The sequence below is a fragment of the Mesorhizobium sp. B2-6-2 genome, from assembly GCF_006440615.1.
Lineage (GTDB): Bacteria > Pseudomonadota > Alphaproteobacteria > Rhizobiales > Rhizobiaceae > Mesorhizobium.
In genome coordinates this window covers 19,237-44,015 of sequence record NZ_VFUG01000005.1, presented here as the reverse complement: position 1 = coordinate 44,015, position 24,779 = coordinate 19,237, and the positions used below count along the sequence as shown (strand labels likewise).

Annotated in this window: 25 protein-coding genes and 1 tRNA gene; 15 read left to right on the top strand and 11 right to left on the bottom strand. The window is 65.0% G+C overall.

Translation table 11 applies throughout. The features are described 5' to 3' along the window. Window positions 1-37 precede the first annotated feature (37 nt). Together FJ419_RS12680 and FJ419_RS12675 are read left to right on the top strand one after the other, a co-directional pair. On the top strand, window positions 38-697 hold the full coding sequence (locus FJ419_RS12680; protein WP_140546278.1) for a DNA-3-methyladenine glycosylase: 660 nt from the start codon (window positions 38-40) through the stop codon (window positions 695-697). Between the two features lie 111 nt (window positions 698-808). After that, a complete protein-coding gene (locus FJ419_RS12675; protein ID WP_027167440.1) occupies window positions 809-1,366 on the top strand; it encodes an HNH endonuclease in 558 nt (185 codons plus the stop codon). Between the two features lie 164 nt (window positions 1,367-1,530). Here the strand turns inward: FJ419_RS12675 and FJ419_RS12670 are convergent, their stop codons facing one another. Together FJ419_RS12670 and FJ419_RS12665 are read right to left on the bottom strand one after the other, a co-directional pair. Next, window positions 1,531-2,049 carry a disulfide bond formation protein B gene (locus FJ419_RS12670; RefSeq protein WP_140546279.1) on the bottom strand — a complete coding sequence of 173 codons (519 nt, stop codon included), beginning with the start codon at window positions 2,047-2,049 and terminating at the stop codon, window positions 1,531-1,533. 23 nt (window positions 2,050-2,072) lie between these two features. Then, window positions 2,073-2,663, bottom strand: coding sequence for a YqaA family protein (locus tag FJ419_RS12665; RefSeq protein ID WP_140692563.1), 591 nt, complete (start codon window positions 2,661-2,663; stop codon window positions 2,073-2,075). A 333-nt stretch (window positions 2,664-2,996) separates the two neighbouring features. Here FJ419_RS12665 and FJ419_RS12660 point away from each other — a divergent pair. After that, window positions 2,997-3,081 (top strand) — tRNA-Leu (locus tag FJ419_RS12660). A gap of 134 nt (window positions 3,082-3,215) precedes the next feature. Here FJ419_RS12660 and FJ419_RS12655 read toward each other — a convergent pair. The 5 genes from FJ419_RS12655 to FJ419_RS12635 all read right to left on the bottom strand — a co-directional run bounded on the left by FJ419_RS12655 (window position 3,216) and on the right by FJ419_RS12635 (window position 8,858). Next, on the bottom strand, window positions 3,216-4,376 hold the full coding sequence (locus FJ419_RS12655; protein WP_140692559.1) for a YncE family protein: 1,161 nt from the start codon (window positions 4,374-4,376) through the stop codon (window positions 3,216-3,218). Between the two features lie 71 nt (window positions 4,377-4,447). Further along, a complete protein-coding gene (locus FJ419_RS12650) occupies window positions 4,448-5,728 on the bottom strand; it encodes a GNAT family N-acetyltransferase (protein WP_140692555.1) in 1,281 nt (426 codons plus the stop codon). After that, entirely contained in the window at window positions 5,728-7,131 is a 1,404-nt protein-coding gene (locus FJ419_RS12645) for a lipopolysaccharide biosynthesis protein (protein ID WP_140692551.1), read from the bottom strand. The genes FJ419_RS12650 and FJ419_RS12645 overlap by 1 nt, the downstream gene beginning before the upstream one ends. A 484-nt stretch (window positions 7,132-7,615) precedes the next feature. Beyond that, window positions 7,616-8,068 carry a hypothetical protein gene (locus FJ419_RS12640; RefSeq protein WP_140693632.1) on the bottom strand — a complete coding sequence of 151 codons (453 nt, stop codon included), beginning with the start codon at window positions 8,066-8,068 and terminating at the stop codon, window positions 7,616-7,618. A gap of 517 nt (window positions 8,069-8,585) precedes the next feature. Further along, on the bottom strand, window positions 8,586-8,858 hold the full coding sequence (locus FJ419_RS12635) for a DUF4242 domain-containing protein (protein WP_095767571.1): 273 nt from the start codon (window positions 8,856-8,858) through the stop codon (window positions 8,586-8,588). Between the two features lie 244 nt (window positions 8,859-9,102). Here FJ419_RS12635 and FJ419_RS12630 point away from each other — a divergent pair, with 244 nt between their 5' ends. Continuing rightward, the gene (locus FJ419_RS12630; protein ID WP_140692547.1) at window positions 9,103-11,688 is read left to right on the top strand and encodes a LuxR family transcriptional regulator; all 2,586 of its coding nucleotides are present in this window, start codon (window positions 9,103-9,105) and stop codon (window positions 11,686-11,688) included. A gap of 185 nt (window positions 11,689-11,873) precedes the next feature. Here FJ419_RS12630 and secA read toward each other — a convergent pair whose 3' ends face one another. Further along, the gene (gene secA / locus FJ419_RS12625) at window positions 11,874-14,606 is read right to left on the bottom strand and encodes a preprotein translocase subunit SecA (protein WP_140692542.1); all 2,733 of its coding nucleotides are present in this window, start codon (window positions 14,604-14,606) and stop codon (window positions 11,874-11,876) included. Between the two features lie 263 nt (window positions 14,607-14,869). Between secA and FJ419_RS12620 the strand changes: the two genes are divergently transcribed. Beyond that, window positions 14,870-15,787: a peptidylprolyl isomerase gene (locus FJ419_RS12620; protein ID WP_140692538.1), complete on the top strand. Its 918-nt coding sequence runs from the start codon at window positions 14,870-14,872 to the stop codon at window positions 15,785-15,787. A 60-nt stretch (window positions 15,788-15,847) separates the two neighbouring features. Here the strand turns inward: FJ419_RS12620 and FJ419_RS12615 are convergent, their stop codons facing one another. After that, entirely contained in the window at window positions 15,848-16,441 is a 594-nt protein-coding gene (locus FJ419_RS12615; protein WP_140692534.1) for a TetR/AcrR family transcriptional regulator, read from the bottom strand. A 192-nt stretch (window positions 16,442-16,633) separates the two neighbouring features. Between FJ419_RS12615 and argJ the strand changes: the two genes are divergently transcribed. The 5 genes from argJ to FJ419_RS12590 all read left to right on the top strand — a co-directional run bounded on the left by argJ (window position 16,634) and on the right by FJ419_RS12590 (window position 19,846). After that, on the top strand, window positions 16,634-17,875 hold the full coding sequence (gene argJ / locus FJ419_RS12610) for a bifunctional glutamate N-acetyltransferase/amino-acid acetyltransferase ArgJ (protein WP_140692531.1): 1,242 nt from the start codon (window positions 16,634-16,636) through the stop codon (window positions 17,873-17,875). Further along, window positions 17,875-18,654, top strand: coding sequence for a GNAT family N-acetyltransferase (locus FJ419_RS12605; RefSeq protein WP_181170685.1), 780 nt, complete (start codon window positions 17,875-17,877; stop codon window positions 18,652-18,654). Before argJ ends, FJ419_RS12605 begins: the two co-directional genes overlap by 1 nt. Further along, window positions 18,651-19,073, top strand: coding sequence for a (deoxy)nucleoside triphosphate pyrophosphohydrolase (locus FJ419_RS12600; protein WP_140543571.1), 423 nt, complete (start codon window positions 18,651-18,653; stop codon window positions 19,071-19,073). The genes FJ419_RS12605 and FJ419_RS12600 overlap by 4 nt, the downstream gene beginning before the upstream one ends. Window positions 19,074-19,237: 164 nt before the next feature. Continuing rightward, a complete protein-coding gene (locus FJ419_RS12595) occupies window positions 19,238-19,555 on the top strand; it encodes a hypothetical protein (protein WP_140632803.1) in 318 nt (105 codons plus the stop codon). 111 nt (window positions 19,556-19,666) lie between these two features. Further along, complete coding sequence (locus FJ419_RS12590; protein ID WP_140543577.1) at window positions 19,667-19,846, top strand: Flp family type IVb pilin; 180 nt, start codon at window positions 19,667-19,669, stop codon at window positions 19,844-19,846. Window positions 19,847-19,863: 17 nt separating this feature from the next. On the opposite strand, the gene FJ419_RS12585 is transcribed toward FJ419_RS12590, so the two are convergent. Beyond that, window positions 19,864-20,736, bottom strand: coding sequence for a methyltransferase domain-containing protein (locus tag FJ419_RS12585; protein ID WP_140692528.1), 873 nt, complete (start codon window positions 20,734-20,736; stop codon window positions 19,864-19,866). 65 nt (window positions 20,737-20,801) lie between these two features. On the opposite strand from FJ419_RS12585, the gene FJ419_RS12580 reads away from it, so the two are divergent. The 4 genes from FJ419_RS12580 to FJ419_RS12565 all read left to right on the top strand — a co-directional run bounded on the left by FJ419_RS12580 (window position 20,802) and on the right by FJ419_RS12565 (window position 23,236). Continuing rightward, complete coding sequence (locus FJ419_RS12580; RefSeq protein ID WP_140693630.1) at window positions 20,802-21,602, top strand: ComF family protein; 801 nt, start codon at window positions 20,802-20,804, stop codon at window positions 21,600-21,602. A gap of 73 nt (window positions 21,603-21,675) precedes the next feature. After that, window positions 21,676-21,945: a glutaredoxin 3 gene (grxC, locus tag FJ419_RS12575; RefSeq protein WP_140543583.1), complete on the top strand. Its 270-nt coding sequence runs from the start codon at window positions 21,676-21,678 to the stop codon at window positions 21,943-21,945. A gap of 2 nt (window positions 21,946-21,947) precedes the next feature. Next, complete coding sequence (locus FJ419_RS12570) at window positions 21,948-22,814, top strand: carbon-nitrogen hydrolase family protein (RefSeq protein ID WP_140692525.1); 867 nt, start codon at window positions 21,948-21,950, stop codon at window positions 22,812-22,814. Continuing rightward, complete coding sequence (locus FJ419_RS12565; RefSeq protein ID WP_140692522.1) at window positions 22,811-23,236, top strand: DUF1178 family protein; 426 nt, start codon at window positions 22,811-22,813, stop codon at window positions 23,234-23,236. Before FJ419_RS12570 ends, FJ419_RS12565 begins: the two co-directional genes overlap by 4 nt. Before the next feature lie 7 nt (window positions 23,237-23,243). Here the strand turns inward: FJ419_RS12565 and FJ419_RS12560 are convergent, their stop codons facing one another. Beyond that, window positions 23,244-23,729, bottom strand: coding sequence for a MarR family transcriptional regulator (locus FJ419_RS12560; protein WP_140693626.1), 486 nt, complete (start codon window positions 23,727-23,729; stop codon window positions 23,244-23,246). A gap of 99 nt (window positions 23,730-23,828) precedes the next feature. On the opposite strand from FJ419_RS12560, the gene FJ419_RS12555 reads away from it, so the two are divergent. Beyond that, complete coding sequence (locus tag FJ419_RS12555) at window positions 23,829-24,761, top strand: DMT family transporter (protein ID WP_140692519.1); 933 nt, start codon at window positions 23,829-23,831, stop codon at window positions 24,759-24,761. The last annotated feature ends 18 nt before the right edge of the window (window positions 24,762-24,779 follow it).

Sequence of the window (24,779 nt, the reverse complement as noted above, 5' to 3'; positions counted from 1 at the left end):
CAATTGCCATTTCGCGGGCGCCCTGGGAACAAGCAACGTGCAACGCATCGCCTCGCTGGACGACATTGCGACAGGGCTCGACGCGCTCTGCCGGATCGATCCGCGGCTGGCGACCGTGCGCGGCCGGGCGGGCGAAGTGCCGCTGCGGCTTTCGGAACCTGGCTTTCAAAGCCTCGCGTCCATTATCGTTTCACAGCAAGTTTCCCGCGCCAGCGCCGACGCCATCTTCGGGCGGCTGGTGAAGCTTGTCGATCCGCTGACGCCGCAGGCAATCCTTGCCGCCGGCGAGGGCGTGTTTCGCGAGGCCGGGCTGTCGCGGCCGAAGCAGCGCGGGCTGCTCGCCGTCGCCGAAGCGGTGGCTGGGGGGCTGGATCTCGATCACCTGTGCACGCTGGACGCCGGCGAGGCGATCGCAGCGATGACGGCCGTGCCCGGCATCGGCCCATGGACGGCCGAATGCTACCTTTTGTTTGCCGCCGGCCACCCAGATGTGTTTCCCGCGCGCGATGTCGCTTTGCAGACGGCGGTCGGGCATGCGCTCGGCATCGACCCGCGCCCGCCGGAGAAAATGCTTATCCGGCTGGCCGAATCATGGAGCCCGTATCGGGGTGTCGCGTCGCGGCTTTTTTGGGCCTATTACCGGGAATTGAAGGGCAGGGATGCGGCGCCGACTGTCGAAATGGCCAAAAAAGCCTGAAAATCATGCGGTTTTGGCGATTTCGACGCACGACAATCCGCTTCACATCCCTGTCATGTCGGGCTTACAGTATCCGCGCCGTTCGGTTCTAGAAGCAAGGAGGCGAAGGACGTGACGGTTGCCGTATCTCCGGATGGGCTTCCCGCGCTGGTGCTGAACGCGGACTACCGTCCGCTCAGCTATTACCCCCTGTCGCTCTGGTCGTGGCAGGACGCCATCAAGGCTGTGTTCCTCGACCGGGTGAACATTGTCGCCGAATACGAGCACGCCGTCTCTTCGCCGACCTTCTCGATGAAGCTGCCGAGCGTGGTCAGCCTGAAAGCCTATGTTAAGCCGTCCAGGCATCCCGCCTTCACGCGCTTCAACGTGTTCCTGCGCGACCGCTTCCAGTGCCAGTATTGCGGAACGCCCGAGGATCTGACGTTCGACCATGTCATCCCGCGCCATCGCGGCGGAGCGACGACCTGGGAGAATGTCGTCGCCGCCTGCTCGCCCTGCAATCTTCGCAAGGGCGGCATGATGCCGGCCCAGGCCAAGATGTGGCCGCTGCAGAAACCCTATCAGCCGACGGTGCACGACCTGCACAACAACGGCCGCCTGTTCCCGCCCAACCATCTGCATGAAAGCTGGATGGATTATCTGTACTGGGATGTCGAACTGGAGCCTTAGAGTTCGGCACAAATTCGCCATGCTGGTCGCCTGCCGCAGCTTTCTGCGCTTCCGGTGCTCACGTACTTAAGTACGCTCCGCTCCGGTTCTCGAAAGCCGCGCCATCCGACTCAGCCTGCCGAATTTTTGCTCGAACTCTGCGTCGCGTTTCTCGATCAATTGGCTCAATCCCGCGCGAGCGCGCTGCGGAAGGCGACGGCGGCGAGGACGAGGCTGGCGATGGCATTCCAGCCGGCGAGCGACAGGCCGAGGATGCGAAGTGCGGCCTTGTCGCAGGAGGGCGGCACGAACTTGTCGAGCGCGTCGAGCACGCCCTTGCCTCCGGTGTCGACCGGACCGGCGCCGGCGGTGCAGTCGGCCGGACCTTTCCACCATGCCCATTCGACGCCCGAATGGTAGACGCCGAGATAGAGGCCGTAGAGCATCAGCAGACCGCCGATCGCGAGCAGGCCGCGCGTCACCCAGGCGGGCGCGCGCAGCATCGAGGCGATCGCCGCCAGCACCATCAGCGGCACGCCGATATAGTAGGGCGTGCGCTGCTCGAGGCAGAGATGGCAGGGGATGTAGCCGCCGATATATTGGAAGGCGAGCGCCGAGCCGACCGTCGCGGCCATGGCGACGGCGAGAAAGAGCGCCGCGCGCGTGCGCTGGCGTCCGGTGTCGGCATTCATGGTCGCGGTCATCTGTTGGATCCGTTGTTGCGTCGCTACCCGTGGGCGTATCTGACGAGGATATAGAGCAAAATCAGGGCAGCGGCGCCGGCGCCGACAATCAATCCCAAGCGCTTTTCGATGAACTCCCTGATCTCCTCGCCATAGCGGCGCAGCAGCCAGGCAAGCAGCAGGAAACGCGCGCCGCGCGCCACGATCGCCAGCCCGATGAAGAGCAACAGATTGACGCCGATGACGCCGGACAGGATCGTCACCACCTTGATCGGCGGCAGATGGGCCGCGCCGGAGGTGACCAGCATCAGGATGATGAAGCCGACGCCGGACGAAGCGCGCAACTGCTCGAACTCGTCATATTTGCCGTAGAATTCGAGCACCGGCTTGGCGACCGTCTCATAGGCATAGTGGCCGATGAACCAGCCGGCGACGCCGCCCAGAACCGAAGCGACCGTGGCGATCAGCGCATAGCGATAGGCGCGCTCGGGCTTGGATAGCGCCATCGGCAGGAACAGCACGTCGGCCGGCACCAGGAAGACCGAGCTTTCGACGAAGGCGATGAAGGCCAGCCACCATTCGGCCGATTTGCGCGCCGCCAGCGACAGGGTCCAGTCGTAAAGTCCGCGAAGCATCGGCTCTCCTAATGCGATTGACACAATTCCGGACGGAAAACCGCTGTGCTTTTCCTGGAACTGCCTAATGCATGTCACCCCAAACGGCACAGCGGTTTTCGGCCACCGGCATGCACGAAACAAGGACCCAAAGCGCCGCAGCCGCCATTATCGACCGGGCACCTTAAACATTCGCCTCTCTAGAAAGATTTCCTGCGGCGCACAATGGCGGCGGTCCTTACAAGACCGCCGGATGCTGTTTGGCCGAAGCGGCGCCGGTAAATCCGCAACAGGCCAGTTGACGAACACCCATCCGCCCGTATAGTCCGCGCCCATCCAGGCCGCCCGGCCTGAGCCCCTATGGCGGAATTGGTAGACGCGCTCGACTCAAAATCGAGTTCCGCAAGGAGTGCTGGTTCGATCCCGGCTAGGGGCACCATCCTTCGCTCTGCGAGCTTCGGATGGCAGGCCACCCTTCGCTCTGCGAGCTTCGGATGGCAGGCCACCTTTACGAAGCTTCGGGTGGCAGGCCATTGCCCCAATGAGCTTCGCATGGCAGGCCATCCGAAGGCCCTACCGCATATTCCCCGTATGCCCCTGCGAGTAGCGCCCCGGCTGCGGCCACACGGTGAGGCCATGCGGCTCGGCGCCGACGCGGATTTTCGTCACCGCGCCGCTGGTGGTGTCGATCGTATAAACCTCGCTGTCGAAGCGGCCCGACAGCCATAGCTGCCTGCCGTCGGCGCTGACATTGCCCATGTCGGGGCTGCCGCCGCCGGGGATCGGCCATTGCGCGACCACGGCGCAGGTGGCGAAGTCGATCACCGTGACGCTTCCCGGACCCCTGGCCTTGCCCTGCTCCATCTTGTGCGAGCCGCGGTTCGAGACGTAGAGCCGCTTGCCGTCGCGGCTGACGACGAAACCGTGCGCGCCGATGCCGGTTGGGATGAAGCCGATTTCCCGAAAACTGTCGCCGTCGACCAGGAACACGCCGTCATTCATCATGTCGGCGACGTAGAAGACCTTGCCGTCGGGCGACAGGCGGATGTCCTGCGGCATGCCCATCCTGGAGAAGTCGAGGCGGCCGAGCAGCTTCTGGTTCTTCAGGTCGATCTTGGCCAGGCCGCCGTCGCCGTATTCGCAGGTGAAGATCGCGTAGGAGCCGTCGGCAGAGAAGTCGGCGTGGTTGATGCCGGGGCAGGTCGGCGTCGGCAGGCTCGATTTCAACGCCATGGTGTGCGGATCGCGGAAATCGAGCTGCTCCATCGCCTCGTCGACGACGATTGCCGCGCTGCCGTCCGGCATGAAATACAGATTGTAGGGGTCGTCGACCGGGATCTGCTGGCCGGGCCTGGCCGTCATCGGGTCGATCGGCGTCAGGCTGCCGTTCCTGCCGGTGCCGTTGTTGGCGACCCACAGCGTCTTCAAATCCCAGGACGGAACGACATGCTGCGGCTTGCTGCCGACCGGGACGCGGCCGACTTCCTTCAAGGTGACGGTGTCGATCACCGAGACGGAGTTGGAAGAGCGGTTCGGCACATAGACGCGCGGCAGCGCGCCGGCGGTGGCGGGGCTCAGATGGCCGGCAGTGGTCTGGCTGTAGATGTTGACCGGAGGCGGCGGCGGATCGCTGCAATCCTCCGGACAGGTATCGGCCACGGCTCGAGCCGGAAACATGGCGAGCAGGACAAGCGGCGCACAAAGGCGGGCGAAGCGCAGGACGATATCGATCATTTGAAGTGCTTTGTGGTGAAGGCAGGCCGGGTCCGGCCGCCGCAAGCCATAGCCGGTGTCTCGCCGCCCATCTAGCGCCTTTTCAGCAGGCTCCGCATGCGGTTGCGCAGGATGCGCGCCATGTTGCGGGTCTCGCGGTAGAGATGCAGTTGCGAGGCGGCCTGACGCGCCAGCCGGTCGGCGTCCGGCGTCAGCCCGATCACCAGCGTGCCCATCGGCTTGCGCTCGCTCCACAGACGGCTCATCACCGGATGGTCCGGAACCGCGCAGGAATCGGTCATGACGATGTTCGGGTCATCGAGATGCTGTCTGGTCACCTCGATCATCAGCAGCGTGCCCGGCGAATAGGCGGAGAGCGTCTCGTCATAGGCCGTCTTCCAGGTATAGGCGACGCCGGCCTCGACGAAGACGACCAGGCAGGCGATGGTGCGGCCGTCGAGCGTCAGCAAATGAATGCGGCACATATCCTGTTCGGCCAGCCTGTGCACGGCCTCGCGGGCGAAGGCGGCGCGGTAGCGGTCGATCGCCATCGCGGTGCGCTCGCGGCCTTTCCAGCCGGCCGCTTCCAGCGTCAGGAAACTTTCGATGGCGTGGCGGATCTCGTCCGGCCCGCGCGCCACGGTGTGCTCGAGCTTGCCGAGGTCGGCGAGACGCCGCTTCAGGCGGCGGAATTCGCGATGGTGATGCGCGCGCAGCGAGGCCTTGAGGTAGTCCTCGCCGTCGGCATCGCTTTCCAGCACCGGCCGCTCGACCTTGCCGGTGGTCACCATGGTCAGGCCGCGGCTGTCGGCAAAGGAGGTGAGCAGGCTCGCCACCGGACCGTCGAGGCGCATATCGGGCAGCACGAAGACTTTTGGCAGCTTGAGATGCGGCCGCGACAGCATCGAGAAGAAATCCTCGATGACGCCGATGGGATCGTCGCGGTCGACCAGCGGCGTGCCGAGCGGTCCGAACGGGCTCGACCATGTGCGCATCACCGGGATGCCGAGCGGGATCGCCGGCCGCTCGACCGAGAACGGCGCCAGAAGGCGCAGCCGGTTGCGGTACTCGTCGCCGTCGCGGATGACGGCCAGCCGCACCTCGCGGTCTTCCAGCCGCGGCATCGCCGGCGCCAGGAAGCGCGGGTTGAAGAAGACGTTCGGCTCGATCGTGCGGGCGCTGAGATAGTCGAGCTCCTCGACAAGGTCGAAGCCGGCCGAGGCCGGGTAGATGGCGAGCTTGCGCTCCGGCCTGTTGCTGGCGAAGAGCTCGATATGGGCGGGGTCGACCTCGCGCGCCAGGCCGGCAAGGTTGGAGACCATGGCGCCGGCGGGGCCGCCGCTGGTCTCCTCGAGCAACGGGACGGCGGCCATCAGGCGACTTCCTTGTTTGCAGGCACGAAGATCGCCATCACGATGCCGAGCTTGCGCCAGACGGTGAAGGAGAGCGCACCGGCCTCGAAGACCATGGCGAGGCTGGTGGCGATTGCCGCGCCCCAGAGGCCGAACAGCGGGATGAGGATCACGTTGAGGCCGATGTTGAGCGCAAGCGTCATGGCATAGACGGCGGCGCAGATGTTCTGATTGCCGCTCATGGTGAGCAGGCTTTCGCAGGGGCCGACGGCGGCGCGCGCCACGACGCCCAGCACCAGCAGGAAGAGCAGCGGGTAGCCGGCGGTGAATTCGGGACCGAACAGCACCAGCATCGGCTCGCCAAGCGCCAGCACCACGAGCGCCATCAGCAGCGAGGGCCAGAAGGTCCAGGAGACGGTCTCGCGGGCGAAGGCGGCGAGCCGATGCGGCTCGCCATGCGTGAACTGGGCGTAGCGCTGTGCAACGCCGGCCTTGACCGCGAAATAGACGAAATGCACCAGCGCCAGCGTCTTCACCGTGGCGAAATAGACGGCGACGTCATTGGGATCGAGATAGGCGCCAACCATCAGCACGTCGGCGTTCGTGAGCAGGAAGAAGAAGCCCTCGACCAGGAAGATCGGCAGCGAGACGAGGATCCACTGGCCGAAATGCAGCGCCATCGGCCCGGCCGGTATCTTTTTCTCCATGCGCGAGGTGACGGCCATCAGCTGGCCGAGCGTGGTGACATAGGTTGCGGCGATGGAGGCGAAGATCGCGGTCTTGGCGTCGGGCACGTAGTGCAGGCCAAGCATCAGCGCCATGAACGCCAGGATCAGCACCGGCCGCACCAGATAGGTGGGCGACAGCGCCAGCAGCGCCCAGGAATTGGCGCGCGCCAGCCCTTGCAGGAGATCGCCGAGCGCGATCATCGGCAGGCAGATGACGCCGAGGATGAAGGGGATGACGTAGTAGTTCTCGATCCAGTCCGAGGCGAGCCAGACGCCAAGCGCGCCAAGGCCTGCCACCAGCGTCGAGGCGACGAGCACGAACAGCCGGCTCGCCTGCACGATGCCGCGCAACTCAGCCAGCATGCCGCGCTCGCGATATTCGGGGATGAAGCGGATGACCGAGGTGTGGAAGCCGAGGCAGGCGAGATTGCCGACGATGACCATCGTCACCCAGACCAGCACCGAGATGCCGTATTCGAACGAACCCATCCAGCGTGCCATCAGCACCTGGCTGACGAAGGCGATCAAGGCGCTGACGATGCGGATGGAGAAGGCGATCAGCGACATGCGCCCGGCTTCGCCGCGCTCGTCGGCGGTGGACAGCACGGCGTCGATGCGGCCAAGCAACGGCCGCATGCACAGCGCCCAGCGCTGCGGCAGGAACCGCCCGGCAGTCGTTGCCGCGGAAAAGCGCACCCCGAATTCTCTCCGTTTTCCGCCTCTTTCCAAGGTTTTGGGTCTATCCGAAACACCTTAAGAAAGGGTGGGTGGGGTGCTTCCTTCTCCCCGTTCACGGGGAGAAGGTGCCGGCAGGCGGATGAGGGGCAGCGCCGGTCTCGGAAATTTGCGCTGAAGTGCGCAAGCCGTAGAAAGCTAGAAAGCTGCGCGGGCATGATAGCAAATAAGTAGACATCTCGTACGGGAATTCGCGCTGAATTTTCCCGTGGCGGGACAAGATTTTTGGGAATATTTGGGAGGTCATTCTCGAATTAAGGGTGACAGAATGACCTTTCTCCAGATTGCCTACGCCATGATTGCAGTCTCGTATTTTGTTGCCGTTTTGGCATTAATTTCAGGTCACTAGCTGCGAAACGCGGCCAATCGCAATCGTCGGCGCCGCCCCTCATCCGACCCTTCGGGCCACCTTCTCCCCGTGAAACGGAGAGAAGGGAAGGGTGTCTCACATCCCCTGCATCGCGTCGCACGAGACATTCGGGTTCATGTCGGCAAATGCGCCCGTCGGGTTTTGCTTCCAGGCCCAGACATGCAGCTCGTAGAAGGGGCCGAGGCCGTAGCGGTTGGGCGCGGTGTTGAAGTTGAACAGATGGCCTTCGAGCGAGGCCGGGCCCTTCGCGGTGACGTATTCGACCGCGATCAGCTTCAGCGTGCCGTCGGCCATCGGCTCGTACATCACGGCTTCCGGCTTGGCGACGTCGACAGCGTCGTCCTTCAGATAGGCGGCGTTGACGTAGTGGATGCCCATGGCGCCGCCGGTAAGGCCGCTGGCGCAGGGGATCGGCGCATAGCCTTCGGCTTTCGCCACCGCGACATCCTCGAAGCGGCTGTCGAGCGCCCGCACCTTTTCGGCGAGCGGATTGACGGTTTCGGCCGTGGCCGCGCCCGCCATCAGCATGATGATCGAAGCAGAAGCGCCGACAACGCATTTGATTAAGCTCTGAATGTTCATTTGTCTCTCCAATTGAGGCGCGCAAGCGGCGGCGGTCGGCCGGTAGGCCAACTCCGAACGCCGGCGGCGCCTGTCTGTAAAAGGGATGGTCGCTGATCCCGACCAGAGCGGTTCACCGAACGAACCGCTCCAAGTCTTTGTTTTGCGCAATTCGGGACGGAAAACCGCTGCGCAGTCTTCCTGGAATTGCCCTGCCCGGGATCAGCTGTGATGCCACCAATATTCCCAGTACTCGCGCGGGTTTTCCCGCTCATGCAGGCCGATGTCGCGTCTCAGGTAGTCGTCCTGCGGTGGCAGAAGGCGTCGCCGGTTTCGCAGGGGCGAAAGCAACGCCGACACAGCCCGTCGCATGAAGCCGCGCCGTGGCGGGACGATATCCGCCGCGGCGGATACAGCCTCGTCCTCTGGCACGGCGTCAGGTCCGCCGGCGACGGGTATGGTCTGCCCAACATGGTCTGCCCGATCAGCGATAAAAGTAGGGGTCGAGGACCCGGACCTCCGTGATCTTGTCGACGGGAAGCGAATTCTTCTGCGCGGTGCTGCGGATCGCCTCCGGCGAGGGCGCATCGTAGATGCAGAAGCTCTTGCTCTTGTCCGGCGAGACGAAGGATTGCACCCAGGTGACGCCTTTCTCGGCATTGCGGGCGATGACGCCGCCCATCGCGGTTGCGCCGGCATCGTTCATCGGCACGTGAAGCCCATCGGGGAAGGTACGTTCAATCAGGTAGCGAGGCACGATTCGGTTTCCTTTCATTGGTGAATTGCGCTCGGTTCAAGCGCGACCCAGCAGAAATCACCTTCGCGGCAGGCGCGCATCGGAGCCATTCCCCATATTGGCCGGGACGAATCCCTATCTTTGCGACGTTTTATGTGGAAGATGGCACCTCAATGTGTGGAAAGTCACATTGTCGCGCCGTTTCCCATTCTATCGCGGCGGCGGCCCGCCACGATGGAAATTCTGATTTGGCGAGAGAGTGACAATGCTTCTGGAACGGCAGACGCAGCTGCAGCAAATGGATGCCTTGCTGGCGGATGCAACAGGCGGCCGCGGCCGCGTCGTGGTCCTGTCGGGGGAGGCCGGCGCCGGCAAGACGGCGCTGGCCGAGGCGTTCGCAAGCCGCTTGGGCAAGGGTCTGACCGTGCTTCGCAGCGCCTGCGAGGATCTCTCCATTCCCGATCCCCTGGGGCCGCTCTACGATCTGGCGCGCGAGGCGCAGTGGGAGCCGCCGCGAGCGATCGACGACCGCCAGGTGCAGCGGCTGCCCTTGTTTTCCGAGGCGCTCGACGTCTTCGAAGCGAAAGGTCCTTGCCTGCTCGTCATCGAGGACCTGCACTGGGCCGATGACGCGACGCTCGATTTCGTGCGTTTCCTCGGCCGGCGCATTGCAAACACGCACGTCCTGCTTCTGATCACGGCGCGCACCGATCGCAGCGAAGGACAGATGCGCGTGCGCCGGGCGCTCGGCGAGATACCGGCCGGCAACATCCATCGCATAGAAGTGCCGCTGCTCAGCGAAAGCGCGGTGCTCTCGCTCGCCGAGGCGGCCGAGCGCGACGGCGAAGCGATCTACCGCGCAACGGCGGGCAACGCCTTCTTCGTCACCGAGCTGCTCGCCGCCGCAGTCGATGGCGCGTTGCCGGCGAGCGTCCGCGACGCCGTGCTGGCGCGCGCCGAAAGATTGTCGCCCGGCGCCCGCTCAATGCTCGACGCGGTCTCGGTGTTTCCGCGTCGCGCCGATGCCTGGGCGCTGAGCGGCCTTTGCGGCATCGCCGCCGCCGGCCAGCTCGCCGAATGCGTCGCCAACGGCCTGCTCGAGGATTTCGGCGATGGCTATGCTTTCCGGCACGAGATCGCCCGCACGGCCATCGAGATGGCGCTGACGCCCAGCAAACGACGCGAGTACAATGAGCGCGCGCTGGCGGCGTTACGGGAAAATCCGCAAGTCGCCACCGCAAGGCTGGTGCATCATGCCGTGGAAGCGCAAAGCCTGGACGTGGTGCGCGAGCTCGCGCCGGTTGCCGCGCGCGAGGCATCTCGCGTCGGCGCGCATCGCGATGCGGCGGGCTATTACGAGGTCGCGCTGCGCTATGCGGATATCCTGCCGATCGACAAGCGGGCGGAACTTTACGAAGGGCATGCCTTCGAGTGCCACCTGATCGGCCGCGTCGAGGCGGCGATGGAGGCGCAGGGCCGGGCGCGCCAGCTGCGCCAGGCGCTAGGCGACCGGCTCAAGGAAGGCGACAGCCTCAGATGCCTGTCGCGCTTTGCCTATCTGCTCGGCGATCGCGAGGCAGCGGACCGTTTCGGAGAGCAGGCCGTGGAGCTTCTGGAGACCGCGCCCGATAGCGCCGAGCTGGCGATGGCTTATTCGAACCTCTCGCAACTCGCGATGCTGGCCGAGCGGCTCGAGGACGCGCTTTCGCTCGGCGGCAAGGCGGTCGAGCTGGCGGAGCGGCTCAACCGGACGGACATTCTCTGTCATGCGCTGAACAATGTCGGCGCCGCCGGACAATGGCTGGATCTTGCCAAGGGGCGGCGCGATCTCGCCCGCAGCCTTGGGATTGCTCTGTCGGGCAACTACCAGGAGCATGCGGCGCGCGCCTTCACGAACTGCGCCTGCGTCGAGATGAACAGGCTCAACTTCAAGGCGGCGGCGTCGTTTCTGGATCGCGGCATCGGCTATTGCGTCGAGAACGATCTCGCGACATGGCGCGATTACATGCGCGGCGTGCAGGCGCAGCTTTTGCTTCGCCGCGGCTTGTGGAACGACGCCGCGACAATGGCGCATGAGGTTGTCGACGACGACGCAACGACGCCGCTGGTGCGCTATCCGTCGCTGGTGGCGCTGGCACGATTGCGCATCCGCCGCGGCGACCCGTCGGCCGAGCCGATCGTCGAAGAGATGAGGCGGTTCCTGGACAAGGGCATGGAGCTGCAGCGCCTCGTGGCATTTGCCCAGGTGCTGGCCGAATCGGCCTGGCTTGGACAAGCCGACAGGCAGGAAGCCTTGCGCCTGATCGCGGTTGCCGAAAATCTCGCGCCGACGCCGGCCGTGATCGGCGAACTTGCCACCTGGCGGGAACTGTTGTCGCCGGGATCCGAACCCGGCGACACGGACGGCATGGCGGAGCCGCACCGCCAGCAACTGACGGGCGACTGGCGCGCCGCCGCCAGGCTATGGGCCGAAATGGGGGCGCCTTTCGAACAGGCAATGGCCTTGTTGCTCGGCGACGAAGCGGCGCAGCGCGAGGCGCTCGCCATTTTCGAGGACCTTGGCGCGAGGGCGGTCGCGCAGCAGGCGCGCAGCCTTATGCGGGAAAGCGGCGTCAGTCACATCGCGAGAGGGCCGCGACAGGCGACGCGCGCCAATCAGGCCGGCCTCACGCAGCGCCAGATGGAAGTCCTGGAACTTCTCGAGCGAGGCTTTTCCAACAAGAAGATCGCCGCGCATCTGACCATTTCGCCCAAGACGGTCGATCACCACGTCTCGGCCGTGCTGGAGAAGCTGGAAGTCATCTCGCGCGGCGAAGCGGCTGCCGCGGCGCGCGCGTCAGGTCTGGTGTGAGGCTTGTTTTCTGCGCCTGAAGGAAACCGCCGGCCCCAGTGCTGCCCCTCATCCGCCCTTCGGGCACCAGCCGGCCCTTCGCTATGGCTCCGGGCGTTCATCGTTCGAAAAGCCAAGCAATTGGCTTTTCGTCCGCTGCGCGGACCACTCCTCAACCCCGCAGAACGGGGAGAAGGAAACAGGCGTCAGGCGAACGTGCCGTGGCAGTGCTTGTACTTCTTGCCGGAGCCGCAGGGGCAGAGTTCGTTGCGGCCGACCTTGCCCCAGCTCGCGGGGTTCTTCGGATCGCGGTTTTCCGGTGCGACGACGGCGTTGGTGTCCTGACGCACCAGAAGCGCGGTCTCGCCGCCCTGGAAATCATCCTCGCCGGTGGAGCCGTCAATATGGCTGCCGAACATCTCGGGCGCTTCGGGCGGCGGCGCATCGGCCGCCTGGCGCACCAGCTCGACGCGCATCAGCTGCGCGGTGACGGCCTGCTCCAGATTGCCGAGCATGGCCTGGAACAGCTCGAAGGCCTCGCTCTTGTATTCCTGCAGCGGGTCGCGCTGGGCGTAGCCGCGGAAACCGACGACCGAGCGCAGATGGTCGAGATTGACGATGTGCTCGCGCCACAGATGGTCGAGCGTCTGCAGCACCACCGAGCGTTCGACATAGTTCATCACGTCGGGGCCGAAGCGGTCGGCGCGCTCCTTGGCGGCGGCGTTGGCGGCGGCCGTGATGCGCTCGCGAATGTCGTCCTCTGCGATGCCCTCTTCCTTGACCCATTCCTCGACCGGCAGGTCGAGGTTGAGGTACTGCGCCACTTCCTCCTTGAGGCCGGCGACATTCCACTGCTCGGCATAGGCGTTTTCGGGGATGTTCTTGGCGACGATCTCCTCGATGACGCCTTCGCGCATCTCGGCAATGGTTTCGGCGAGACCTTCTCCGTCCATCAGCTCGATGCGCCGCTGGAACACCGCCTTGCGCTGGTCGTTGGCAACGTCGTCATATTTCAGGAGGTTCTTGCGGATGTCGAAGTTGCGCGCCTCGACCTTCTTCTGCGCCTTTTCCAGCGCCTTGTTGATCCAGGGATGGATGATTGCCTCGTCTTCCTTGAGGCCGAGCTTCTGCAGCATGCCGTCCATGCGCTCGGAGCCGAAGATGCGCATCAGATCGTCCTGCAGCGACAGGAAGAATTTCGAGCGGCCGGGATCGCCCTGCCTTCCTGAACGACCTCTAAGCTGATTGTCGATGCGGCGCGATTCGTGGCGTTCGGTAGCCAGAACATAGAGGCCGCCGGCGGCCAGCGCCTTTTCCTTCAGGCGCTCGACGTCGGCGTGGATTTCCCTTTCCCGCGCCTCGCGCTCCGGCCCGGCCGGCATGTCGCCCAGTTCCTCGGCGATGCGCATCTCGGCATTGCCGCCGAGCTTGATGTCGGTGCCGCGGCCGGCCATGTTGGTGGCGATGGTGATGGCGCCGGGCTTGCCGGCCTGGGCGACGATGGCCGCCTCGCGCTCGTGGTGACGGGCGTTCAGCACTTCGAAGTCCTTGAACCCGTCCTTGCGCAAACGCTCGGCCAGCTGCTCGGATTTCTCGATCGAGGTGGTGCCAACCAGCGTCGGCTGGCCTTTGGCGCTGGCTTCGCGGATTTCTCTGACGATCGCCTTGTACTTCTCCTCGACCGTCCGGTAGACCTCATCGTCCTCATCCTTGCGGATGACCGGCAGGTTGGTCGGGATTTCGGTGACCTCGAGGCCGTAGATGTTGCCGAATTCCTCCGCCTCGGTCAGCGCCGTGCCGGTCATACCGGAGAGCTTCTTGTAGAGGCGGAAATAGTTCTGGAAGGTGACGGAGGCCAGCGTCTGGTTCTCGGGCTGGATCTGCACGTGCTCCTTGGCCTCGAGCGCCTGGTGCAGGCCTTCCGAATAGCGGCGGCCCGGCATCATGCGGCCGGTGAACTCGTCGATGATGACGATCTCGCCATTGCGCACGATGTAGTCCCTGTCCTTCTGGAACAACAGATGCGCCTTCAGCGCGTTGTTGACGTGATGGACGATGGCGACATTCTCGACGTCGTAGAGCGACTCGCCTTTCAACAGGCCGGCGTCGCGCAGCATGTTTTCCAGCTTCTCGGTGCCGTCCTCGGTGAAGATCGTCGTTTTCTGCTTCTCGTCGACCTCATAGTCGGCCGGGCCGAGCTTCAGCATGAAGGCGTCGATGGTGTTGTACATTTCCGAGCGGTCTTCGAGCGGACCGGAAATGATCAGCGGCGTGCGCGCTTCGTCGACCAGGATGGAATCGACCTCGTCGACAATGGCATAGGAATGGCCGCGCTGCACCATCTGCGCGCGCTCATACTTCATGTTGTCGCGCAGATAGTCGAAACCGAGTTCGTTGTTGGTGGCATAGGTGACGTCGGCGGCGTAGGCGACGCGGCGCTCCTCGTCGGACAGGCCGTGGACGATGACGCCGACGCTGAGGCCGAGGAACTTGTAGACCCGGCCCATCCATTCGGAGTCGCGGGTGGCGAGATAATCGTTGACGGTGACGACGTGGACGCCCTTGTCGGCAAGGGCGTTGAGATAGACCGGCAGAGTGGCGACCAGCGTCTTGCCCTCGCCGGTGCGCATCTCGGCGATGCCGCCATTGTGCAGCACCATGCCACCGATCAATTGCACGTCAAAGGGACGCATGCCAAGCACGCGGCGGGCCGCCTCGCGCACCGTGGCGAAGGCCGGAACCAAGAGATCGTCGAGCGCAGCGCCGTTGGCCAGATCCTGGCGGAACTTTTCCGTGCGCCCCGCAAGCTCGGCATCGGAAAGCGCCCGCATCTCGTTTTCCATGGCGTTGATGGCTTCGACCCTTGGCCGGGTCGACTTGACGCGGCGGTCGTTGGAAGAACCGAAAACCTTACGGGCGAGACCGCCGAGACTGACCATCCAATGGTCCTTTCGATAGCAATTTAGCCGTTTGCGACAGGCACCTGGCGGGCCTATCAAATCCGCGTGAGTGCGGACAAACGCAAAAAGCGCCCGGAAAACGGTTCTGGACGCCAAGTCGTTGGACAGATAAGAGGGGGCTCAATCGATGTCAACGCCGCGTTAGCCCTATCGGCAGCGCCAAATTCCGCCACAATTCGACTGATCTGGAACCCTTCCGCTCACGCGATCCTTATTGGCAATCCCCATTGGAGTTTATCTTGATGTCCCTGTCGATCCGCCGCGCCTCGCTCGCCAGCCTCGGTCTGGCCTTCGGGCTCTCGGCTCTTTGCCTGTCGCCGCTGATGGCGCAGGAGACCAAGCCCGCCCAGCCGGACGCCACGGCGCCCGCGGCGGCGCCGGTCGATCCCAATGCCGTGGTTGCCACCGTCAATGGCGAGACGCTGACCGAGGCCGATCTTCGGCTCGCCGAAGGCGAACTGTCGCAGCAGTTCGCGCAACTGCCGCCTGAACAGCGCCGCGCGGCGGCCCTCTCGGCGGCGATCGAAATCCGCGTCATGGCCAAGAAGGCCGTCGACAGCGGCCTCGACAAGGACGCCGACTTCCAGCGCCGCATGGCTTTCCTGCAGGCGCGAGCCCTGCATGGCGAGGTCGTCGAGAAGGAAGTGGTCGACAAGGTGACGGACGCCGAAGTGCGCGCCCGCTATGACCAGGAGATCGCCAACACGCCGCCGGTAAATGAAATCCATGCCCGTCACATCCTCGTGAAGACGAAGGAAGAGGCCGAGGCGATTATCAAGCAGCTCGACGGTGGCGCCGATTTCCAGAAGCTCGCCAACGAACACACCAGCGACCCGAGCGGCAAGACCAGCGGCGGCGATCTCGGCTGGTTCGGCCCGGGGCAGATGGTGCCGGAATTCGACAAGGCGGCGTTCGCGCTCGACGTCGGCAAATATTCGAAGGAGCCGGTGCAGTCGCAGTTCGGCTGGCACGTCATCAAGGTCGAGGACAAGCGCGCCAAGCAGCCGCCGGCCTTCGACGACGTCAAGGACCAGGCCAAGCAGGCGGTGATCCGCGACAAGTATTTCGCCATGGTCAAGGAGCTGCGCGCGGCCGCCAAGGTCGATATTCCGGACGAGAAGCTCAAGAAGGATGTCGACACGCTGGAAGCCGGCAAGTAGTCCGCTTGCGGCTGGATGTTCAGAAAGGGCGCCTTGGGGCGCCCTTTTAGCATTCGGGGGTCAAGCGTGCATTATGCCCCGCGTGATGTAGCGAATGGCGGCGCGGATCGCCGCCTCGTCCTCGTCGAGCCGTTCGGTCAAAAGATGCCGCCAGGCGAAGGAAGCGACCAGGTCGGCGACGATCCCGGCATCGACATCTGCCGCCACCTCGCCGCGCGCCTTGGCGCGCTCGATCATCCGGCCGGTATGGCTGCGGCGTCCTTTTGAATATTCGGCGAGCGCGGCCGCGGCCGTCTCGTCCGACTGCGCCTCTGCGATCAGCGAGCGGAAGATGTTGCCCGACGGGGTGTCGCGCCAATGCGCGAACAGATTCTCGAGGAAGCCGGCCAGATCGTCCTCGATGTTTCCGGTGTCGGGCGTCTCGACGCGCTTCTGCCGCTGGTAGACCTCGATCAGCAGCGCCGCCTTGCTCGGCCACCAGCGATAGATGGTCGGCTTTCCCGCCCGCGCCCGCCGGGCGACGGCCTCGATCGAGAAGCCGGCATAGCCCGCCTCGCGCAACACCGCCTCGGCGGCGTTGAGGATGGCATCGGCGCTCTCGGGACTGCGTTTTGCGCCGATCGACTTGCGCCCGCGAGCGGCGGCTTCGCCCATCGAGGTCTTCCTTGGCCGGTGAATCTGCAGCCGATCATATTGGCTTCGGCGATGAAACGAAACGACGTGTTTCCAATTGCAAGGCCGCCGGCCAAGCCGGGCAGGGCGCGGCCAGAACGCCTCTTGCGCCGGCGCGCGCTATCGGGCAAACCGGCTTCCTTCCTTTCGTGTTCTTGCCGCTCCGGGATACCGATGTCTGCTACGATTTCGCCGCTCGCACCGAAGAAATATCCAAAGATGCCGGTCATCGAGGGTGTGCGCATCGCGACCGCCGAAGCCGGCATCAAGTATCGCAACAGAACCGACCTGCTGGCCATGGCCTTCGATCCGGGCACGGCTGTCGCCGGCGTGTTCACCAGGTCGAAATGCCCGTCGGCGCCGGTCGACTTCTGCCGCCAGAACCTGCCCGCCGGAAAGGCGCGTGTCCTGGTGGTCAATTCCGGCAATGCCAACGCCTTCACGGGCAAGAAGGGCCAGGCTTCGACCGCGCTGACCGGCGAGGCGGCGGCGAAGGCCGCCGGATGCTCCGAGAGCGAGGTGTTCCTGGCCTCGACCGGCGTCATCGGCGAGCCGCTCGACACGACCAGATTCAGCCATCTGCTCGCCGGCCTGGTCAAGGACGGCAGGCCGGATCAGTGGACTGAGGCGGCCAAGGCAATCATGACCACGGACACCTATCCGAAGGTGGCGACGGCAACGGTCAAGCTCGGCGACACCGACGTCACCATCAACGGCATCGCCAAGGGCGCCGGCATGATAGCGCCCGACATGGCGACGATGCTCTCCTTCATCGCCACCGACGCGCCGATCGCCGCTTCCGTGCTGCAGGACCTGCTGTCGCGCGGCACGGCCAAGACCTTCAATGCGGTGACCGTCGACAGCGACACCTCGACCAGCGACACGCTGCTCTTCTTCGCCACCGGCAAGGCCGCCGCGCGCGGCGCGCCGGCGATCGGCGATCCCAAGGACGCGCGGCTCGGCGCCTTCCGCCGGGCGCTCGGCAAGGTGCTGAAGTCGCTGGCGCTGCAGGTGGTGCGCGACGGCGAGGGCGCACGCAAGCAGGTCGAGGTCACCGTCACCGGCGCGAAGTCCGCCCGCTCGGCCAAGCGCATCGCGCTCTCGATCGCCAACTCGCCGCTGGTCAAGACGGCCGTCGCCGGCGAGGACGCCAATTGGGGCCGCGTGGTCATGGCCGTAGGCAAGGCCGGCGAGCCAGCCGACCGCGACCGGCTGTCGATCTGGTTCGGCGACAACCGCCTGGCGCATGAGGGCGAGCGCGATCCGGCCTATTCGGAGGAAGCCACCTCGGCCTATATGAAGCGCGACGATATCCGCATCCGCGCCGATCTCGGCATCGGCCGCGGCAAGGCGACGGTGTGGACCTGCGACCTCACCAAGGAATATGTCGCCATCAATGGCGATTACCGGAGCTGATGGCGCCGGTGTCGAGGCATCCGGCAAGCGTGCTCGCGGTCGTGCGTCGCTACGAGGCGGCGGGTTTTCGCGCCTGGCCCGCGGCCGCCGTCCATTATGACGGGACCTGGGTGGTGCGGCTGACCGCAGGTCTCCCCGCCAAGCGCCTCAACTCGGTCAATCCGCTCGATCCGGGCGACACGCACGCCATCGAAGAGCGCATCGGCCGCGCCGCAAGACGCTTCGACGCCTATGGCCGGCCGCTGACCTTTCGCATGTCGCCGCTGTCGGGGCAGGTCTTGTCCACGCATCTCGACAAGGCCGGCTGGAACATGTTCGACGAATCCCTGGTGATGCGGCTGCCGCTGAAGGAGGTCGAGCTTGGCGCGGCCATGGACCAGATTCCGCTCAAGGACATCAGCCGTTTCATCGGCGCCTCGCTGAGGACGAGCGGCTCGGACGCCTCGCTGCGGCCCGGCCTGTCCGAGGTCATCGGCGCCATCCAGCCGGAAGCGGGGCTGTTCGCGCTCGAGGACGGCAACGAGCCGCTGGCGACGCTGATCTGCGTTCATGACGGCGATCTCGCGGGTCTGTTCGAGGTCGCTACCGAAAAGTCGGCGCGCAAGAAGGGCCATGGCCGCAATCTCATCCTGTCGGCGCTGAAATGGGCACGGCTGCGCGGCGCGCGTGAGGCCTGGCTGCAGGTCGAGGCCGGCAATGCGCCGGCGCTCTCGCTCTACCGGTCGCTCGGCTTCGAGGAAGTCTATCGCTACCACTATCGACGGCCGCCGGGCGCATGAGCGAGGTCAAACCGGCCGGAAAGCGACTGCTGCTGGTCGCCGCCTGCGCGCTGGTCGATACCGACCGGCGTGTGCTTCTGGCGCAGCGCCCGGAAGGCAAGCAGCTTGCCGGCCTGTGGGAGTTTCCAGGCGGCAAGGTCGAGCCCGGCGAGACGCCGGAGGCGTGCCTGGTCCGCGAGCTGCATGAGGAACTCGGCATCGAAACCGAGATTCCGTGCCTGGCGCCGCTCACTTTCGCCAGCCATTCCTATGACGATTTCCATCTCCTGATGCCGCTTTATGTCTGCCGCCGCTTTCGCGGGATCGCGCAGCCCAGGGAAGGACAAGGGCTCAAATGGGTCAGACCGCGGCAGATGCGCGACTATCCGATGCCGCCGGCCGACGCGCCGCTGATCCAGTTCCTCATCGATCTTTTGTAGTTTCGCGCCGACCTGGCAGCAGGTCACCGTTTCCGGACGGCGGAGGGTTTCCGCACGTTTCCGGGAGTTGGTTTAGTCAGCGTTAATGGAAGATTTATCTCGACGTGAAAAATTGCGCGAGGCCGTTTCGCGCGGCGATATCGTCGATGACTGGGAAACACGGCATGAGCCTTGAAAGAGACTGGGATTCGATCCGGCCCGACCGGGGGTTTCGCGCGGTGGATGCCGGCATGGGCATCCTGCGGATCACGCTTCTCTTCGGCTCGGCGGCGGTGGCGCTGGCGCTGATCGCAACGCCTTTCCTGGACAACCAGACCCGGCCGCAGAGCGCTCGCGACGGCTTCGCGGGCGGGCTCGACATGACCGCGACCGGATCGATCGGCCATCGGAATACATATACGGTGCGCCGCAGCGTGCTGCAGCCCTTTCCCAGTTCAATCTGCGTCATCCGCAATGACGGCAGCCGCAGCGGCGAGTGCTGACTTGGTTAATGATTTTCCGCCGCGACGGCGTTTCACTCGCTGTTAAGCTTTTGCCGTTAACCTTTCTTAACAGGTAGGACATTAGAGTTTCTGCATGAGGGATCGATGATCATGAAAAACCTGCTGCAGCAATTCATTGAAGACGAAACGGGCGCTACGGCCGTCGAATATGGCCTGATCGTCGTGGTGTTGTCGCTGGCCATCATCGCCGGGGTCAAACAGGCGGCAGATGGGCTGGTGTGGCTGTTCACCGACAACAACAGCAAGCTTGCCAACGCCTTCGCTCACTGACGGCATCACGAGCGCACTCAGGTCCTGGACGGGTTCTCCAGGACCGCCTTGAGCGAAACCTTGGCGGACCCCGGCTTGAGCGGCTTTTGCTGCGAGGCGTCGGGCGCCCAGCCGGACATCCAGACAATCGAAAAACTTGCTCGGATACGGCCATCCGGATCCGCGAACCGCTCGGCGTAGAGTTCCGCGGCACGGGCAAAAAGCCGTCTGCCGGCCGGCCTGCGGCTGCGATCGACGAGCGTGCTTGTTTCGCCCATGGCGCGCAGATCGGCGGCGAGATCGAACAGCGTGTCGTAACGCACCGCGACCGTTTCGACATCGGCGACCGGCAATGCCAAGCCGGCGCGCTGCAACAGCGCGCCCGCGTCGCGCACGTCGGTGAAGGGAAGGATGCGCGGGCTTGCGCCGCCGTAAAGCTCCGTCTCGGCCGCCAGCATGCTCTCGCGCAATTCCGCCAAAGTGCCAGCGCCGGCGAAAGCGCCGAGGAAAAGCCCATCCGGTCGCAACGCCCGGCGGATTTGCGCAAGCACGCCGGGAATGTCGTTCATCGCATGCATCGACAGCAGGGAGACGACGAGATCGAGGCTCGCCTCCTCGAACGGCACGGTCTCAGGGGGCACTACCAGCCCAGGGCTGCCGGCCAGAAGCGCTTTGTCCATCTCAACGCGCACGATCTCGCCGACCTTGCCGCTGCCGGCAAGCACGTCCACGGCCGCTGAAGTCTGACAAAACAGCGCGGCCGCCTTGCCGAAGCGGCGTTCGACGGCGCCCAGCCGGTCGGCAAGGTCCTCAGCGGCGCGGCGCATCAGGAAATCGGCGCCTTCGATGGGGCGCGCGAGTGCCCGGCGCTTGCGCGCGAGCCAGAGCGCGGTGTCGATCAAGGGCTGCAATGAAAAGCTTCCTGTTGTCGGCGCCTGCCGGAGTGGTGTTAAGGTGGCGCGGGGTTTCCTTTCACGTGGCCGATCCGGTGCGCAAGATCAAGACCATAGCGGTCCAGGATATGACGCGGCAGGCACTGGCCTGGCCGGCGCGGCTGTTGTTTCCGCCGGTGTGCGCCGGCTGTCGTCGTCATGTGTCGCAACCCGGCGTGCTGTGCGGCGCCTGCTGGCCGAAGCTTAGGCTGCTGGAAAAACCATGGTGCCCGGTGATGGGCACGCCCTTCACCCACGACATGGGCGAGGGGTTTCTTTCCGCCGAGGCGATCGCCGATCCGCCGCCCTTCGAGCGGGCGCGGGCCGCCGTCCTCTATTCGGGCGTCGCGCGGCAGATGGTGCAAGGGCTGAAATATCAGGACCGCACCGACCTCGCGCCCTGGATGGCGAACTGGATGATGCGGGCCGGCGCGGAACTGATCGCGGAGGCCGACCTAGTCGTGCCGGTGCCGTTGCACTGGCGGCGCTTCTTCCGGCGCCAGTTCAACCAGTCCGCGGAACTCGGCCGGGCTGTTGCAAAACTCAGCGGGCTGCCCTTCTCGCCATCCGCGGTCAGGCGCGTGAAGCTGACGCGCCAGCAGGTCGGGCTCGAACGGCACGAGCGCGAGGAGAATGTGCGCGCCGCGTTTCGCGTCCCGCCGGACGCCGAAATCGAGATAGCAGGGCGCCGGGTGCTCGTGGTCGACGATGTCTATACCACCGGCGCAACGGTGCGGGCCGTCGCCAAGGCGCTGAAGAGGGGCGGCGCCGGCGCGGTCGACGTGCTGACCTTCGCGCGCGTTCTGCCGGGGGACTTCCGGGCCGATGAGTCTGCAACTATATAGTGCTTAAGTTGTTGTTTTGGTGCACCTCGTTTTCGCGCAAGCGTGGGCGATGTGCACAGCCAGGATTTTGCTGATGGTCGATGTGACGATCTATACGCGCATGATGTGCGGTTATTGCACGGCCGCCAAGCGGTTGCTCGAGCGCAAGGGTGTGACCTATACCGAGCACGACGCTTCATTCTCGCCGAAACTGCGCCAGGAAATGATTTCACGGGCGCATGGGCGCACCACTTTTCCGCAGATATTCATCGGCGACACGCATGTTGGCGGCTGCGACGATCTCCATGAATTGGAGTCGCAGGGGCGGCTGGACGTGCTGCTTGCCAACGAAGCGAGGGCTTGATCATGGGTGTTTTCAAGGCGGCGGCGGTGCAGATGCGTTCGGGGACCAGCCCGGAGCGCAATGCGGCCGACATGGAAAGGCTGGTCCGCGATGCCGCACATCGGGGCGCCACCTACGTCCAGACGCCGGAAATGACCGGCGCGCTGATCCGCGACAAGCGGGCGGGGGCGGCCGCCTTCACCACCGAAGACAAGGACGTGGTCGTCGCGACCGCGCGCAGGCTGGCGAAGGAGCTCGGCATTCATCTGCATGTCGGCTCGACGGCGATCCTGCGCGCCGACGGCAAGCTCGCCAACCGCGCGTTCCTGTTCTCGCCCGACGGCGCCCTGATTGCCGGTTACGACAAGATCCATATGTTCGATGTCGACCTCGACAATGGCGAGAGCTGGCGTGAATCCGCCTCCTACGAGCCCGGAACGGAAGCGGTCGTGACCGATATCGAGGGGACGAGGCTGGGCTTTGCCGTGTGCTACGACCTGCGCTTTCCGCAACTGTTTCGCGCCGAGGCGATGGCCGGGGCCGAGGTGCTGACGGTGCCGGCCGCTTTCACGCGCCAGACCGGCGAGGCGCATTGGCATGTGCTGCTACGCGCCCGCGCCATCGAGAACGGCGCCTATGTCATCGCCGCCGCGCAGGGCGGCCTGCATGAGGACGGGCGCGAAACCTATGGCCATTCGCTGATCGTCGACCCGTGGGGGCGCATCCTCGCCGAGGCCGCGCATGACGAGCCCGGCGTGATCGTCGCCGAGATCGATCCGGCGCAGTCGCTTGCCGCGCGCCGCAAGATCCCCAATCTGAAGAATGCGCGGGACTTCACCGTCAATGCCGGGACAAGCGAAGCGCCGCGTTTCAGAGGTGCCGCCTCTTGATCCGTTTTTCCCTGATCTGCGAACACGAGCACGAATTCGAAGCCTGGTTCCGCAGCAATGACGACTTCGACACCCAAAAGAAGCGCGGTTTCGTCGATTGCCCGCGCTGCGGCTCGCACAGGATAGAGAAGGCGCTGATGGCGCCGGCCGTCTCAACGTCCCGCAGCCGAGAGAAGGTCGCTTTGGCCATCGGCGAGGCGCAGAAGCAGGCGCTGGCGCAGCTCAAGGCGCTGGCCGAGAAGGTACGCGAGAATGCCGACTATGTCGGCGACAAGTTCGCCGAGGAAGCGCGCAAGATCCATTTCGGCGAGACCGACCCGCGTGGCATCTACGGCGAAGCGACGCCCGAAGAGGCGCAAAGCCTCGTCGAGGACGGCGTCGAGTTCATGCCGATTCCGAGCTTTCCGGACGATCGGAACTGAGCAGGGACTAGCTCAAGCTTCCGATCAGTTTTTCCAGCAGTTTCGCCAGCACTTCGCGGTCCTCGCGTGTCAGGCCGGCGAGGATTTCATGCTCGTTGGCGACGTGGGCGGCAAGCGCTTCGTTGATGAGCTCAAGCCCTTTCCCGGTCAATTGCACCACAACACCGCGCCGGTCGTTGGGATGCGGCGCGCGCTGGATTAGGCCGGCCTTCTCCAGCCGGTCGAGGCGTGCGGTCATGGCGCCCGACGTCACCATCGTCGCCTCGTAAAGCTCGGTCGGCGTCAGCGCATAGGGCGCGCCGGAACGGCGCAGCGTCGCCAGGACATCGAATTCGCCGGACTGCAGCCCGAAGCGGGCGAATACCGGCGCCAGGCGATCACGGGCGATGAGCGCCGAGACCTCGTTCAGCCGCCCGATGATGCCCATCGGCGACACGTCAAGGTCCGGTCGCTCCCGTCGCCACTGCTCCATGGCTTTGCCCGCTCGATCCATATCGCTCACCGAAAAGTATCTTGACATAAAGAATCTTTCCATTATCTTACTGCAGGAAGGACTGGCCGCCAAGCGGTCTCGCAGCGACAGGACGAACCAATGAGATTTCTCTGGGATTCAGCGATCTGGCTTCTGGTCGTGACGGGCGGCCTGCTGGGCATGACGCTGCCGTTCGGCAAGCTCGCCACCGCCGCCGGGGTGCCGGCCATGGTCTGGGCCTTCGTCATCTCGCTGGGCGCAGGCGGCGTGCTGTTTCTGGCGCTTCTGCTGCGCGGCGAACGCATCCGGCTGACGCCGCACAAGCTGCGCTATTTCTTCGTCACCGCGGCGATTTCCTACGCCATTCCCAATCTTTTGATGTTCTCGGCCATCCCGCATCTCGGCGCCGGCTACACCGGCATCATGTTCACCCTGTCGCCGGTGATCACGCTGGTGTTCTCGATCGTGCTTGGCGTCAGGCGCCCCAATCTGCTCGGCGTCATCGGCATCGCCGTCGGCTTTGTCGGCGCGGCCATGGTCGCGCTGACGCGCGGCGAGGCAGGGCAGCCGGCCGATTATTTCTGGGTGGCGATCGGGCTGCTCATCCCGGTCAGCCTTGCCGCCGGCAACATCTACCGCACTGTCGACTGGCCGCAAGGCACGGGCCCGATCGAGCTGGCGGTCGGCAGTCACCTGGCGTCGGCCACGCTGCTCCTCATCGGCATTTCGACCCTTCTGGGCGGGCAAGCCTTCATTCCGCTCGGCGGCGTGCCGCTCGTGGTGGTCGGCCAGGTAGCGTCGGCCTCGGCGATGTTCGCCTTCTTCTTCCGCCTGCAGGCGGTCGGCGGGCCGGTCTATCTCAGCCAGATCGGCTATGTGGCGGCGGCGGTCGGCCTGTTCGCCGGCACGATCTTCCTCGGCGAGCACTACCAGCTTCTGACCTGGCTGGGCGCCGCCATCATCACCGTCGGCGTTTTCATCACGACCAAGGCGCAAAGCCAGGCCGGCGCGCCGGCGGCGGTCCGGGTCGAGTCGGCGGCGTTCCGGAGCTAGTTCTCCTTGCCGGCGCCC